Here is a 13,827-nt window from a genome sequence, read left to right as displayed (position 1 = left end):
CCGCATGAATGCCGCGGCTGACATGCTTGCGCCGCCGCCTTACCACCTCAAACAAGAGACCCCCATGGCTAACCAAGACCTGACCTTCGTTCCCGATCCCGATGCGGACTCCATCTCCTCCGACGTCGCCGGTTTCGCCGGCATGCTGGTCTCCACCCAGATTCCGACCCGTGCCGATGGCAGCCTTGAACTGGGCGATATCACCCTGCAAAGCGAGTGCACCCTGCAGGCGCTGAAAGTGGCCCTGGAGCGCGCCGGCAGTTCCATGGACCGCGTATTGCACTTGACTATCTACCTCACCGACATGGCCGACCGCGCCGCCTTCAACGAGGTCTACAAGCGCTTCTTCGCCAAGCCGTGGCCCGTGCGCGCGGCTGTGGGCGTGGCGTCGTTGGCGGTTGAGGGCATGCGGGTGGAAGTTACGGCGATGGCTGCGAAGGCCTGATCTGATCCCCCGCGCGCTCTGTAGGAGCCAGGCTTGCCGGCGAAGAACGATGACGCGGTTTAATTGGGTACATATCCATTGCTGCGGTAACGGCCACTTATGGTTTCGCCCTTACGGCGAGTCCCTTTTGGCAAACGCCCCAAAAGGAACCAAAAGGTCTTGCCCCACCACTCGGTGCCTCGCTAAGGCTCGGCATGCCCTCACTCCGGCATTGCTCCGTGGGTCGCCGCGATGGGCCATCCCTGGCCCAGCGCGGCTAAACCGGCGTCCTGCCGGTTTCCCCACTGCGCAATGCCTGCGTTCGGCCATCGTGGTTAACGGGGTACCCAGATCAAAAGCCAAAGCGAGGCGGCCTTAAAGCCGACCTGATTTTTCCGGTTACCCCCAATGATCGTTCCCACGCTCTGCGTGGGAATGCATCCCGTGACGCTCCGCGTCACATGTGCGCAGGACTCAAGCCTTGCGTCGTCAGTGGAACGCGGAGCGTCCCTGGCGGCATTCCCACGCAGAGCGTGGGAACGATCACATCGCGGACAGACCTGGAATCAGGTCGGCTTTAAGGCCGCCTTGCTGTTGCTGTTGCTGTTGCTGTTGCTGTTGCTGTTGCTTTGGCTTTTGATTTTCTTGCCCCGTCGAGAGGCTTCGTTCCGGTTCTGCCCATCGCGGCGGGCCCTGTAGGAGCGAGCATGCTCGCGAAAAGCCTGAGGGCACCACGGGGAGTCAGGCTCCCCGCGTCATCGTTGACGACTATCGCGAGCATGCTCGCTCCTACAGGCCGGGCGGCGTTCCGTTTTTCCAAGTGACTCGCTGTAAAAGCGAAACCATAAGTGGCCGTTACCGCAGGAATGGATATGTACACCGGAAGAATAGGGCATAGTAGATCAAGTACATCCGAGAGCCACCTGGCAGTACACGGGTGCCCCGCGCTCATTTCACCGCTACAATGCGCGCCTCGACCGTGACAGCCTGACTAAAAAATATATGTCCCTGCCCAAACATCACCTGGAATTGCTCAGCCCCGCCCGTGACGTGGCCATCGCCCGTGAGGCGATCCTGCATGGCGCCGATGCCGTTTACCTCGGTGGCCCGAGTTTCGGCGCGCGCCACAACGCCTGCAACGAGGTGAGCGATATCGCCGCGCTGGTGGAGTTCGCCCATCGCTACCACGCCCGGGTGTTCACCACGATCAATACGATCCTGCACGACAACGAGCTGGAGCCGGCCCGCCAGTTGATCCATCAACTGTACGACGCCGGTGTCGACGCGCTGATCGTCCAGGACCTGGGTGTGATGGAGCTGGACATCCCGCCGATCGAGCTGCACGCCAGCACCCAGACCGATATCCGTACCCTGGAGCGGGCGAAGTTCCTCGACCAGGCCGGCTTTTCGCAACTGGTACTGGCCCGCGAGCTGAACCTGCAAGAGATCCGCGCCATTGCCGATGAAACAGAGGCGGCGATCGAGTTCTTTATCCACGGTGCGTTGTGCGTGGCGTTTTCCGGCCAGTGCAATATTTCCCACGCGCAGACCGGCCGCAGCGCCAACCGCGGTGACTGCTCCCAGGCCTGCCGCCTGCCGTACACCCTCAAGGACGAGAAGGGCGGGGTGATCGCCTACGAGAAACACCTGCTGTCCATGAAGGACAACAACCAGAGCGCCAACATTCGTGCACTGGTGGAAGCTGGCGTGCGCTCGTTCAAGATCGAAGGGCGTTACAAGGACATGGGCTACGTGAAGAACATCACCGCCTACTACCGCCAGCGCCTGGACGCCGTGCTCGAAGACCGTCCGGACCTGGCCCGCGCGTCCAGCGGCCGCACCGCGCATTTCTTCCTGCCCGATCCGGACAAGACCTTCCACCGAGGCAGTACCGACTACTTCGTCAGCGAACGCAAGATCGACATCGGCGCGTTCGACTCGCCGACCTTCACCGGCCTGCCCGTGGGCGTGGTGGAAAAAGTCGGCAAGCGCGATCTGCTGGTGGTCACCCACGAGCCGCTGTCCAACGGTGACGGCCTCAACGTACTGGTCAAGCGTGAAGTGGTGGGTTGGCGGACCAACATCGCAGAAGCTAAAGGCGAGTTCGAAGAAGACGGCGAGAAGCGCTATCGCTACCGCGTCGAGCCCAACGAGATGCCCAAGGGCTTGCACCAGTTGCGCCCGAATCACCCGCTGAGTCGCAACCTGGATCACAACTGGGCCCAAGCGCTGCAAAAAACCTCGGCCGAGCGCCGGATCGGTCTGTCCTGGGTCGCCCGCTTGCGCGAGGAACGCCTGGAACTGACCGCCACCAGCGAAGAGGGCGTCAGCGCCAGCGTTGCCCTGGACGGGCCATTCGGTGTGGCCAACAAGCCGCAGCAGGCCCTTGAGCAACTGCATGACCTGCTGGGTCAATTGGGCACCACCGAATACCACGCCACCGACATCAAGCTGGATGCACCGCAGGCGTACTTCATTCCCAACTCGCAGCTCAAGGCCTTGCGTCGCGAAGTGATCGAGGTGTTGACCGATGCACGCATCCAGGCCCATCCACGGGGTGGCCGCAAGGCCGAGACCAGCCCGCCGCCGGTGTATCCGGAGTCGCACCTGTCGTTCCTGGCCAACGTCTACAACCAGAAGGCCCGCGACTTCTATCACCGTCACGGGGTCAAGCTGATCGATGCGGCCTACGAGGCCCATGAAGAAACCGGCGAAGTCCCGGTGATGATCACCAAGCACTGCCTGCGGTTCTCCTTCAACCTGTGCCCCAAGCAGGCCAAGGGCGTGACGGGCGTGCGCACCAAGGTCGCCCCGATGCAGTTGATCCACGGCGACGAAGTGCTGACGTTGAAATTCGACTGCAAGCCGTGCGAGATGCACGTGATCGGCAAGATGAAGGGGCATATCCTCGATCTGCCGCAACCGGGCAGCGTGCAACAGGTCGTCGGGCACATCAGCCCCGAAGACCTGCTCAAGACCATCCATCGCGCGCCCCACTGAGTGATCGGCGAGCGCGCAGCCGAGGCTGCGCGCTCGTCAACTCACCCGGCGAGTCCGCTCACCTCAGGTCGAAGCGGTCAAGGTTCATCACCTTGGTCCAGGCCGCCACAAAGTCCTTCACGAACTTCTCCTCGCCGTTACTGGCATAGAACTCCGACAGCGCGCGCAATTGCGAGTTGGAGCCGAAGACCAGGTCGACTCGCGTCCCCGTCCACTTTTTCTGGCCGGTCTTGCGATCGCTCGCTTCAAACTCTTCCTGGGCGTCCGACACCGGTTTCCACTCCACGCCCATGTCCAGCAGGTTGGTGAAGAAATCGGTGGTCAGTGCTTCGGGCCGCGTGGTGAAGACGCCGTGGGAAGTCTGCCCGACGTTGGTGTTGAGCACGCGCATGCCGCCAATCAACACGGTCATTTCCGGCGCTGTGAGGGTCAGCAACTGTGCCTTGTCGATCAACAGCGACTCTGCCGATACGCGGTATCGCCCCTTGAGGTAATTGCGGAAGCCATCGGCAATCGGTTCGAGAAAACCGAAGGATTCGACATCGGTCTGCTCCTGGGAAGCGTCTGTGCGCCCCGGCGAGAAAGGCACCGTGATCGTGTGTCCGGCATTTTTAGCAGCCTGTTCAACGCCTGCACAACCGGCGAGCACGATCAGGTCGGCCAGGGAGATCTTCTTGCCACCGGCGTTGAATTCCTGCTGGATACTCTCCAGTTTTGAAAGTATCCCCGCCAGTTGCTCGGGCTGGTTGGCCTGCCAGAACTTTTGTGGAGCCAGGCGCAAGCGCCCGCCATTGGCACCGCCGCGCTTGTCCGAACCGCGGAAGCTGGACGCCGCGGCCCAGGCCGTCGAGACCAGTTGCGAGACCGACAGACCCGAGGCCAGCAGTTCGCTTTTCAGGGCCGCGACGTCGCTGTCGTTTACCAACGGATGATCGACTGCAGGTATCGGGTCCTGCCACAGCAGTTCTTCATTGGGCATTTCCGGGCCAAGGTAGCGCGAGAGCGGGCCCATGTCGCGGTGCAGCAGCTTGTACCAGGCACGGGCGAACGCGTCGGCCAGTTGATCGGGGTTCTGCAGAAAGCGCCGTGCAATCGGCTCATAGATCGGGTCGAAGCGCAGCGCCAGGTCCGTGGTCAGCATGGTCGGGTTGCGACGCTTGGTTGGATCGTGCGCGTCAGGAATGATCCCGGCGCCAGCACCGTTCTTCGGCGTCCACTGATGGGCGCCTGCCGGGCTCTTGGTCAGTTCCCATTCGAAACCGAATACGTTCTCCAGGAAGTTGTTGCTCCATTTCGTCGGCGTGGTGGTCCAGGTCACTTCCAGGCCACTGGTGATGGTGTCGGGGCCTTTGCCGGTGCCAAAGCTGTTCTTCCAGCCCAGCCCTTGCATTTCGAGGCCAGCGGCTTCGGGTTCGGCACCGACATTGTCGGCAGGGCCAGCGCCGTGGGTCTTGCCGAATGCGTGACCGCCGGCAATCAGCGCCACGGTTTCCTCGTCATTCATGGCCATGCGGCCGAACGTCTCGCGGATATCCTTGCCGGCGGCTACCGGGTCCGGGTTGCCTTCCGGACCTTCCGGGTTGACATAGATCAGGCCCATTTGCACGGCCGCCAGCGGGTTCTCCAGATTGCGTCCTTGCTCGGTACGGCTCTCCTCATTTTCCCCGGGCTCAGCGACAAGTGGGCCTTCGCCGGGCTCCTGCATGGCTTTTTGCGCCTTGTCGTAGCGTACGTCGCCCCCCAGCCATTTGTTTTCCGAGCCCCAGTAGACATCCTCGTCCGGTTCCCAGACGTCAGGCCGGCCACCGGAAAAGCCGAAGGTCTTGAAGCCCATGGTTTCGAGTGCGACGTTACCGGTCAGGACGATCAGGTCGGCCCATGAGATGTTGTTGCCGTACTTTTGCTTGATCGGCCACAGCAGGCGGCGGGCCTTGTCCAGGCTGACGTTGTCGGGCCAACTGTTGAGCGGCGCAAAGCGTTGCTGGCCAGAGCCGGCGCCGCCTCGGCCATCGCCTGTACGGTAGGTGCCCGCGGCGTGCCAGGACATGCGCACGAACAGCGGTCCGTAATGTCCGAAGTCCGCAGGCCACCAGTCTTGAGAGTCAGTCATCAACGCGGTCAGGTCACGCTTGAGCGCGGCAAAATCCAGGGCCTTGAACGCCTCGGCGTAGTTGAAGCCCTCGTCCGCGGGGGAGGACAGGGACGAGTGCTGGTGCAGGATCTTCAGATTCAGCTGGTTCGGCCACCAATCGCGGTTCGTGGTGCCACCACCAGCGGCATGATTGAACGGGCATTTCGTTTCAGTTCCCATCTGTGAGCTACCTTTGGTCGTGTTCATTCAGCCATCGTTCCGTTTCGGGCACGATGGCGGTGAGTGAAATCAATGACTCAGGCTGTTGGCCCAGCAAGTCGATCAACTGATCATCGTGGCCAAATGGGCATCTCCGGCACTGGCAAGCGAATTGCCAACGGGAAGACCCACGGTATGCCTAGTCGGTTTCTGACTCCCGCTTTATCTTCTTATCAGGTCTCGACCGGCCAGACGGCACCGGCGTTAGATAAGGCTAGACCGCCCTTGGGCAGACGGCTAATAGCTGGAGTATTTGTAGCCGATAGGCGGAATCTTTCAAGGCGTCTTCGATTGCTGTCGGGCACCGCTCAGTTCCTTCCCACAAGGCAGCTGAAAGGGGGCGGGCAAGGGCGACGTCGGCTTGATAGCTATTTGCCACATCAGCCGACCACTGGCATGGCGAACAGCACCATCCTGTGCCTTACTCGGGAATCGGTCCGGGGAGGGCAGTGGATGCGACATAGAGGCGCACAATTCTGGCTTTGGCTCAATAAACGCCTGCCCGTCAAAAGCTACGAAGACGTACTGGGCGACGGCAGGCAAATCGAGGTCCAGGCGCGCATTACCCTGCAGGGCATGACCCAGGTATTCATCGGGATCTACGCCGCCAATGGTTCATCGATTTGCGAAGAATTTCATGACCGCAGCCTGCGCGAGCCGTTTGCGCTGGCGCTGCAGTGGGGTGGTCAGCGGGCCAGGGCGATTCTCCTGGAGACCCAGCCGTTCATCGCGCCCCATCGAGCACAATTGACCTTGAGCACGGTCATCACTGACGAAACGGTATTGGCCTTGCGTCGTCTGGAGATGAGCAAGTACGAGCGCTTGAAAATCATGGCCGACGATGCCCAGGCCGAATACACGGCGGCACAGTCGGCCATGCTGGAGCTGATGCGTTCACCCAAAGTCGATCCCCAAGTGTGGGATGAACACAGTGAACGGTTGCGCCAGGCCATTGATCGACGGGTCTGCGTACAACGCAGTTATCTGTCTTGATTCATTATTTACGTCTGGGCAGTGTCCAGTTCGGTCGTATGAAGTGGCAGGTGTAACCGTTGGGGTAATGCTCGAGGTAATCCTGATGCTCGGGCTCCGCTTCCCAGAACGGCCCGGCGGGGGCTATTTCCGTGACCACCTTGCCGGGCCAGAGGCCGGAGGCGTCAACGTCGGCCACGGTGTCTTCGGCGATGCGTTTCTGCTCGTCATCCAGGTAAAAGAGTGCCGAACGATAGCTCGTCCCCAAGTCATTGCCCTGGCGGTTTCTGGTGCTCGGGTCATGGATCTGGAAGAAAAACTCGAGGATCTGGCGATAGCTGATCTGCTCCGGGTCGAAGACGATTTCGATCGCTTCGGCGTGGGTGCCATGGTTGCGATAGGTGGCATTGGGTACATCGCCCCCCGAGTAACCGACACGCGTGGAGATCACCCCCGGGTAGCGTCGAAACAAATCCTGCATGCCCCAGAAGCAGCCGCCAGCGAGGATGGCGGTTTCGGTGTTCGTCGTCATCAGTACGCACCTCCCATCAAAGAGCGGCCTCCATGGCGGAGGCCGTCAGACCCTCAATGCATCTTGCTGTGATCCATATTGCCATGATCCATCGTATTCAGTGCCTTTGCCGGCGCGCTCACCTGGATCGTTTCTTTCTCGCCCTTGGCGTTTTCCACGGTCAGGGTCAGTGGCACGCTATCGCCTTCCTTGATCTGGCCCGTCAGGTCCATGAGCATGACGTGGTAGCCATGGGGATCGAAGCTCACCGGCTTGCCGGCCGGCAATGCCACGGACTCGACCTGCTGCATGCTCATCACATCGTCCTTCATGCTCGACTGGTGAACCTGCACCGTCTTCGCCACGGGCGATTGCACGCTGAGCAGCTTGCTGTCGCTGTCGGCCTGCAAGGTCATGAAGGCGCCGCTCGAAGGCTGACCGGCCACCGTCGCCCTGACCCAGGCATCGCTGACCCGGGTTTGCGCGGACACCTGCCACGCCATGCCGATCAGGGCCATTCCCAGTACAAGCTGCTTGATACGTGGTGCGCAAAACGAAGTCATCAGCAAACCTCCATGACGGTGAGCAGGTCTTCTGCGCACTCTTGAGCGGTAAGGGACGCGGACAGGCCGAGGCGCAAATTGCCACGGGAGTCGAACACGAAGCTGGTCGCGGTATGGGACAGGGTGTAGGTATCGCCGCTTGGGACTTTCTCGAAGAATACGCCGAACTCCTTGGCGGTGGCGGCGGTTTCTTCCAGGGTGCCGTACAGCGCCTCGAAACTCGGGTCGAAGGCCTTTACGTATTTGTCGAGCAACTCGGGTGTATCGCGCTCAGGGTCCAGGGTGATGAAGATCACTTGCAGGCGCTCGCCATCGCGGCCCATCAGTTTTTTCGCCTGGGCGGCGCGGGCCAGCGTAGTCGGGCAGACTGCGGGGCATTGGGTGAAGCCGAAGAAGATCATCGGCATCATGCCCTGGTAGCTGCCGAGCATCCGGGTTTCGCCCTCGGTGTCCTTGAGCTTGAAGGAGCGGCCCATGATCTTGTCGCTCAGGTCCTTGCCGTACTTGAACGACAGCTTGCTGCTGTCATCGCAGCCGGCGAGCAGGCCGAGGCTCAACAGGCTCATGCCTTGCAGGACTGTGCGGCGGGAATACAACGTACTCATGGAAAAAAGCTTCCTGTGTGCAACAGAGAAAACACAGTGCCTGACGGATCAGGCGAAAAAAAGCGCAGGGATGTTAACAAACTGTTGCCCGTTGGCGGTCAATCGATGGCCAGCCGGTCATGCGCCAAAAGGTCGCGGGGGCTTGAATACATGAAAATACAATTGGCCGGGAAGCGGACACATTGCAGATACATCAGTGGGGTTATATCGGGCTGTCCAAATCTCATCGAGAGCACTGCCATGATCCGCAAATTGCAGCAAGCCGCCAGTTTCCTTAGCCAGAGCGCGCGTTTGATGGTGGGCGTTCCCGATTACGACAACTATGTCGCACAGAGGGCGATCAGCCATCCGGGCGAGCCGGTGATGACCTACGAGGCGTTTTTCCGTGAGCGTCAGGACGCCCGTTTTGGGCGCGGGAAATGTAATACGCGGTGTTGCTGACGCTGAAAACTACCCCGCTTACGGGCCCGACCCACTGTGGGAGCTGGTTTGCCAGCGAAGGCGTCCTGACAGCCGACCTATTGTTTGTTGACGGAGTACATATCCATTCCTGCGGTAACGGCCACCTAGGGTTTCGCTCTTACAGCGAGTCACTTGGAAGAACGGAACGCCGCCCGGCCCCAAGTAACCAAGGGCTCTTGCCCCTGGCGTTCGGTGCCTCGCTAGGGCTCGGCATACCCTCGCTCCGGTCCTGCTCCGTGGGTCGCCGCGATGGGCCATCCTTGGCCCAGCGCGGCTAAACCGGCATCCATGCCGGTTTACCCACTGCACAGAACCTCCACTCGGCCTCTCGAGGGGGCAAGAAAATCAAAAGCCAAATCAAAAGCAACAGCCAAAGCGAGGCGGCCTGACAGCCGACCTGATGGCAGGTCTGTCCGCGATCCCATTGTGGGAGCCAGCCTGCTGGCGATGGACTTCCAGGCGGCGCGTTCATCCAGACAGGGCGGGTTATCGTTGACGTCCATCGCGAGCAGGCTCGCTCCTACAGGGGTACGTGCTCACTTGAAATCAGGTCGGCTGTCAGGCCGCCTCGCTTTGGCTTTTGATCTGGGTGCCCCGTTAACCACGATGGCCGAACGCAGGCATTGCGCAGTGGGGAAACCGGCAGGACGCCGGTTTAGCCGCGCTGGGCCAGGGATGGCCCATCGCGGCGACCCAGGGAGCAATGCCGGAGAGAGGGCATGCCGAGCCACAGCGAGGCACCGAGTGGTGGGGCAAAGCCTTTTGCTTCCTTTTTGGCGTTTGAAAAAGGGAGTCGCCGTAAGGGCGAAACCATAAGCCGCCGTTACCGCAGCAATGGATATGTACTCCAACAACATCGCCCACAGGCTTCGACGCATCATGGATCAACGTTGGTAGAAGCGCCGATGGCAATCGTCACAGGTTGACGGACAGGCTCATGGCGTGAGGGGGTAAGAAAATCAAAAGCCAAAGCAACGACGAGGCGGCCGCTGGGCACCTGACACCCCTCGGCGCTCTCAGGTTCATCGCGAGCATGCTCGCTCCTACAGGTTTTGCGCACTTTTAAAGCGCGGTGACCGAAAGCGTGCACCAGTGCGAAGCGGGTTGCCGATGCATTTTTCTCTGCGACATTTACCACTGGCAGCACCATTCATTTCGCCACAAACCTGCCAATCTGGCGGCCAGCAAGGACTAAACACTCACGTCTGCACCACCATGATGTCTTCTTGCGTTCGGCTGGCACAAACCCTGCATAATCCCCATCAAGCCCCTCTGAAAAAGATGGGCAGCCCTCTCGGTCAACGAAGATCGACTGGCCGCACAGGTCGTGGGCAACATCGGTGGATCAGGCATGGCCGTCTGGTTTTCAACACCGCAAAAGAACAGGCAAAGACGCCTGGAACCGCAAGGTTTCAGGCGTTTTTTTTTGCTTTTTTTCACCGTGATGGGCTTAGGGCAGGTGTCGTTTATGAATTCCAATGTAGCCACTTTGAACAAACAGCAAACGCTGGTCGTGATCGGCAATGGCATGGTCGGGCATCATTGTGTCGAGCAGTTGATCGAACGTGGCGCCCTTGACCGCTATCGGCTGCATGTCTTCAGCGAAGAACCAATGCGTGCCTACGACCGCGTGCATCTGTCCGAGTACTTTTCCGGTCGCGACGCCGAGTCGCTGGCACTCAGTGACGCGGGGCTGTACGAGACCCAAGGCGTCACGTTGCACCTGGGGATACCGGTGCTGGAAATCGACCGCGCCCGGCGCCAGGTGATCACCGCTCAAGGTTGCGTGGCCTACGACAAGCTGGTCCTGGCCACCGGCTCCTATCCGTTCGTGCCGCCGATCGAAGGCGCCGAAGGCGATTCGCGCCTGGTCTATCGCACCCTGGAAGACCTCGATGCCATTCGTGCCGCGGCGGCCAATGCCCGGCGCGGTGTGGTGGTCGGCGGTGGCTTGCTGGGCCTTGAAGCCGCCAACGCCCTGAAAAGCCTGGGGCTCGAAGCGCACGTGGTGGAATTCGCCCCGCGCCTGATGCCGGTGCAACTCGATGATCTGGGTGGCCTGGCGCTCAAGGCGCAGATCGAGCGCCTTGGCGTCGGCGTGCACCTGTCCCGCGCCACGCAATCGATCAGCGCTGGCGAGCAGTACCGCTACCGGATGAACTTCGCCAACGACGAATTCCTCGAGACCGACCTGATCGTGTTCTCCGCCGGGATCCGCGCCCAGGATGCGCTGGCCCGGCAATGCGCGCTGGAGATCGGCCCGCGCGGTGGCGTGGTGATCGATGACACCTGCCTGAGCTGTGACCCGAACATCTACGCCATCGGTGAATGCGCGTCCTGGAACGGCAGCCTGTTCGGCCTGGTCGCGCCGGGTTACCAGATGGCCCGCAGTGTCGCCGCGCGCCTGTGTGACGATGCCGCCGAGCCGTTCCAGGGTGCCGACATGTCGACCAAGCTCAAGCTGCTGGGCGTCGACGTTGGCTCCATCGGCGACGCCCACGCCAATACGCCTGGCGCGCGCAGCTATCAGTTCATCGACGAAACCACGGCCAGCTATCGCCGCCTGGTGGTGGATGCCAGCGGCAAACACGTGCTCGGTGCAGTGCTGATCGGCGACAACAGCTATTACGACACGCTGTTGCAATACATGCAGAACGCGATCGCCTTGCCGGCCGAACCCGCCGCGTTGATCCTGCCGTCGTCCGAAGGTGCACCAACCCTGGGGCCTGGCGCCTTGCCGGAAACGGCCACGGTTTGCTCGTGCCACAACGTGACCAAGGGCGCCATCTGCTCGGCCATCGACGGCGGTTGCACCGACCTTGGCCTGCTCAAGTCGCAGACCAAGGCCTGCACCGGCTGCGGCGGTTGCGCCGGGTTGCTCAAGCAAGTCTTCGAACATGAGCTGATTGCCCGTGGGGTCAGCGTCGACAAGAGCCTGTGCGAACACTTCGCCTACACCCGCCAGGAGCTGTATGCGCTGGTACGGGTAGAAGGGGTGATCAGCTTCGAAGAATTGCTGGCCAAGCATGGCCGTGGCCACACCGGTTGCGACGTGTGCAAGCCGGCGGTGGGCTCGATCCTGGCGTCGTGCTGGAACCAGCCGATCATGGACCCGTCGCTGGTGCCGCTGCAGGACACCAACGACACCTTCATGGCCAACATGCAGAAGAACGGCACCTATTCGGTCGTGCCACGCATTCCCGGTGGCGAGATTACTGCCGACAAGCTGATTGCCATCGGCGTGGTGGCGAAAAAGTATGACCTCTACACCAAGATTACCGGCGGCCAGCGCATCGACCTGTTCGGCGCCCAGTTGCACCAGTTGCCGGACATCTGGGGCGAACTGATTGAAGCGGGCTTCGAAACCGGTCACGCCTACGGCAAGTCGACTCGCACGGTGAAGTCCTGTGTCGGCAGCACCTGGTGCCGCTATGGCGTGCAGGACAGCGTGCAAATGGCACTGACCATTGAGGATCGCTACAAGGGCCTGCGTTCGCCGCACAAGCTCAAGTTCGCGGTGTCCGGTTGCACCCGTGAGTGCGCCGAGGCGCAAAGCAAGGACGTCGGCGTGATCGCCACCGAGAAGGGGTGGAACCTCTACATCGCCGGTAACGGCGGCATGCGCCCGCGCCATGCCGAGCTGTTCGCCACCGACCTCGATGACGCGACCCTGATCCGCTACATCGACCGCTTCCTGATGTTCTACATCCGTACCGCCGACAAGCTGCAGCGCACCTCGGTCTGGCGCGAAAGCCTGGAAGGCGGCCTGGATTACCTCAAGGACGTGATCATCCACGACAGCCTGGGCCTGGGCGCCGAGCTCGAGTCGCAGATGCAACTGGTGGTCAATCGCTACGAATGCGAGTGGGCCAATGCCCTCAAGGACCCGGAAAAGCTCAAGCGCTTCCGGACCTTCGTCAACGATAAACGCCCGGATCCGGACATCCACTTTGTCCAGGAGCGCGGCCAGCGCCGGCCGATCATGGCGGCTGAACTCAACCTGATCCCTGTTACCGAGGAGAGTGTCTGATGAACCCGTCCAATACCCTACGCGTTGAAGCCCCTGCGTCTGTCGTCTGGCAATCGGTGTGCAGCCAGCAGGACCTGGTCAATGACTCCGGTGTGGTGGTGTGGCTGGACGGTGCCCAGGTGGCGCTGTTCTACCTGCCGGGCATGGAAGGCAAACAACTCTATGCCATCGACAACCACGACCCGCAATCGGGGGCCAATGTCATCGGCCGCGGACTGGTCGGCAGCATCAAGGGCGACCTGGTCGTTGCCTCGCCGATCTACAAGCAGCATTTTCGTCTTGAGGATGGCAGTTGCCTGGAGTACCCGCAACAGCGCTTGCGGGTCTGGCCAGTGCGGTTGAACGAAGGGTTGGTGGAAGTCGGAGTGGCCTGACGTTGCAGGCCATTTACATCAGGAGACGAACATGAAGACAGCCGCACAGTTGCTCAAGCTCAAGGTCGTGGAAAATCAGCAGGTGCACAGCATCGCACCCGACGCCATGGTGTTGGAGGCCGTGCAGAAAATGGCCGAAAAGAACGTGGGCGCGTTGCCGGTGATCGAAAAGGGCCAGGTCGTCGGGGTGATCAGCGAGCGTGACTATGCGCGCAAGGTGGTGCTGCTGGGGCGTTCGTCAGTGGGCACGCCGGTCCGGGCGATCATGAGCTCGCCGGTGGTCACGGCCGACAGCCAACAGAGCATCGAGCATTGCATGGCGGTCATGACTGACAGCCATTTGCGGCATCTGCCGGTGGTGGAAAACGGCGAGTTGATCGGTTTGCTGTCGATTGGCGATCTGGTCAAGCAAGCCATTGTCGAACAGGCCGACTTGATTCGACAGTTTGAGCATTACATTCGCGGGCACTGAAAACAGCCTCGAAATCAGCGCAGCACGAAAGGGGACGGATCGGCGGGTAGACGCCCATTCGTCC

General features: G+C 61.1%; 12 protein-coding genes. 7 read left to right on the top strand and 5 right to left on the bottom strand.

Going from position 1 to position 13,827, the window contains the following annotated elements:
- The first annotated feature begins 64 nt into the window (after nucleotides 1-64).
- Entirely contained in the window at nucleotides 65-445 is a 381-nt protein-coding gene (locus tag PSUM_RS07570; protein ID WP_033044524.1) for a RidA family protein, read from the top strand.
- A gap of 981 nt (nucleotides 446-1,426) precedes the next feature.
- Nucleotides 1,427-3,424 carry a peptidase U32 family protein gene (locus PSUM_RS07555; RefSeq protein ID WP_083349303.1) on the top strand — a complete coding sequence of 666 codons (1,998 nt, stop codon included), beginning with the start codon at nucleotides 1,427-1,429 and terminating at the stop codon, nucleotides 3,422-3,424.
- 58 nt (nucleotides 3,425-3,482) lie between these two features.
- Here PSUM_RS07555 and katG read toward each other — a convergent pair whose 3' ends face one another.
- Nucleotides 3,483-5,735: a catalase/peroxidase HPI gene (gene katG, locus PSUM_RS07550; protein WP_020800947.1), complete on the bottom strand. Its 2,253-nt coding sequence runs from the start codon at nucleotides 5,733-5,735 to the stop codon at nucleotides 3,483-3,485.
- Between the two features lie 492 nt (nucleotides 5,736-6,227).
- Between katG and PSUM_RS07545 the strand changes: the two genes are divergently transcribed.
- A complete protein-coding gene (locus PSUM_RS07545) occupies nucleotides 6,228-6,767 on the top strand; it encodes a hypothetical protein (RefSeq protein ID WP_033044094.1) in 540 nt (179 codons plus the stop codon).
- A gap of 4 nt (nucleotides 6,768-6,771) precedes the next feature.
- Here the strand turns inward: PSUM_RS07545 and msrA are convergent, their stop codons facing one another.
- The 3 genes from msrA to PSUM_RS07530 are packed head-to-tail and all read right to left on the bottom strand — an operon-like array spanning nucleotide 6,772 to nucleotide 8,425.
- The gene (gene msrA, locus PSUM_RS07540) at nucleotides 6,772-7,278 is read right to left on the bottom strand and encodes a peptide-methionine (S)-S-oxide reductase MsrA (protein ID WP_033044096.1); all 507 of its coding nucleotides are present in this window, start codon (nucleotides 7,276-7,278) and stop codon (nucleotides 6,772-6,774) included.
- Between the two features lie 53 nt (nucleotides 7,279-7,331).
- Entirely contained in the window at nucleotides 7,332-7,820 is a 489-nt protein-coding gene (locus PSUM_RS07535; protein WP_083349302.1) for a copper chaperone PCu(A)C, read from the bottom strand.
- Nucleotides 7,820-8,425, bottom strand: coding sequence for an SCO family protein (locus tag PSUM_RS07530; protein WP_020800942.1), 606 nt, complete (start codon nucleotides 8,423-8,425; stop codon nucleotides 7,820-7,822). The genes PSUM_RS07535 and PSUM_RS07530 overlap by 1 nt, the downstream gene beginning before the upstream one ends.
- Before the next feature lie 240 nt (nucleotides 8,426-8,665).
- On the opposite strand from PSUM_RS07530, the gene PSUM_RS07525 reads away from it, so the two are divergent.
- On the top strand, nucleotides 8,666-8,866 hold the full coding sequence (locus PSUM_RS07525) for a YbdD/YjiX family protein (RefSeq protein ID WP_033044098.1): 201 nt from the start codon (nucleotides 8,666-8,668) through the stop codon (nucleotides 8,864-8,866).
- Between the two features lie 898 nt (nucleotides 8,867-9,764).
- On the opposite strand, the gene PSUM_RS31070 is transcribed toward PSUM_RS07525, so the two are convergent.
- On the bottom strand, nucleotides 9,765-10,037 hold the full coding sequence (locus tag PSUM_RS31070; protein WP_141195485.1) for a hypothetical protein: 273 nt from the start codon (nucleotides 10,035-10,037) through the stop codon (nucleotides 9,765-9,767).
- A 318-nt stretch (nucleotides 10,038-10,355) separates the two neighbouring features.
- On the opposite strand from PSUM_RS31070, the gene nirB reads away from it, so the two are divergent.
- From nirB to PSUM_RS07505, 3 genes are read left to right on the top strand one after another with little or no spacing between them, the layout of a single operon-like run.
- A complete protein-coding gene (gene nirB, locus PSUM_RS07515) occupies nucleotides 10,356-12,917 on the top strand; it encodes a nitrite reductase large subunit NirB (protein ID WP_083349300.1) in 2,562 nt (853 codons plus the stop codon).
- Nucleotides 12,917-13,291, top strand: coding sequence for a nitrite reductase small subunit NirD (gene nirD / locus PSUM_RS07510; protein ID WP_020796362.1), 375 nt, complete (start codon nucleotides 12,917-12,919; stop codon nucleotides 13,289-13,291). The genes nirB and nirD overlap by 1 nt, the downstream gene beginning before the upstream one ends.
- Nucleotides 13,292-13,322: 31 nt before the next feature.
- Nucleotides 13,323-13,763, top strand: a complete 441-nt coding sequence (locus tag PSUM_RS07505; RefSeq protein ID WP_083349299.1) for a CBS domain-containing protein — start codon at nucleotides 13,323-13,325, stop codon at nucleotides 13,761-13,763.
- The last annotated feature ends 64 nt before the right edge of the window (nucleotides 13,764-13,827 follow it).

This window comes from Pseudomonas umsongensis (genome assembly GCF_002236105.1).
Lineage (GTDB): Bacteria > Pseudomonadota > Gammaproteobacteria > Pseudomonadales > Pseudomonadaceae > Aquipseudomonas > Aquipseudomonas umsongensis.
The sequence above is the reverse complement of the archived record's forward strand: the minus strand, read 5'-3'. Positions and strand labels throughout refer to the sequence as shown.

Coding starts and splice junctions, on each gene's coding strand:
- msrA (WP_033044096.1), bottom strand. CDS start 7,278: ATGACGACGAACACCGAAACCGCCATCCTCGCTGGCGGCTGCTTCTGG.
- nirD (WP_020796362.1), top strand. CDS start 12,917: ATGAACCCGTCCAATACCCTACGCGTTGAAGCCCCTGCGTCTGTCGTC.
- PSUM_RS07535 (WP_083349302.1), bottom strand. CDS start 7,820: ATGACTTCGTTTTGCGCACCACGTATCAAGCAGCTTGTACTGGGAATG.
- PSUM_RS07555 (WP_083349303.1), top strand. CDS start 1,427: ATGTCCCTGCCCAAACATCACCTGGAATTGCTCAGCCCCGCCCGTGAC.
- nirB (WP_083349300.1), top strand. CDS start 10,356: ATGAATTCCAATGTAGCCACTTTGAACAAACAGCAAACGCTGGTCGTG.
- PSUM_RS07530 (WP_020800942.1), bottom strand. CDS start 8,425: ATGAGTACGTTGTATTCCCGCCGCACAGTCCTGCAAGGCATGAGCCTG.
- katG (WP_020800947.1), bottom strand. CDS start 5,735: ATGGGAACTGAAACGAAATGCCCGTTCAATCATGCCGCTGGTGGTGGC.
- PSUM_RS07570 (WP_033044524.1), top strand. CDS start 65: ATGGCTAACCAAGACCTGACCTTCGTTCCCGATCCCGATGCGGACTCC.
- PSUM_RS07505 (WP_083349299.1), top strand. CDS start 13,323: ATGAAGACAGCCGCACAGTTGCTCAAGCTCAAGGTCGTGGAAAATCAG.
- PSUM_RS07525 (WP_033044098.1), top strand. CDS start 8,666: ATGATCCGCAAATTGCAGCAAGCCGCCAGTTTCCTTAGCCAGAGCGCG.
- PSUM_RS31070 (WP_141195485.1), bottom strand. CDS start 10,037: ATGGTGCTGCCAGTGGTAAATGTCGCAGAGAAAAATGCATCGGCAACC.
- PSUM_RS07545 (WP_033044094.1), top strand. CDS start 6,228: ATGCGACATAGAGGCGCACAATTCTGGCTTTGGCTCAATAAACGCCTG.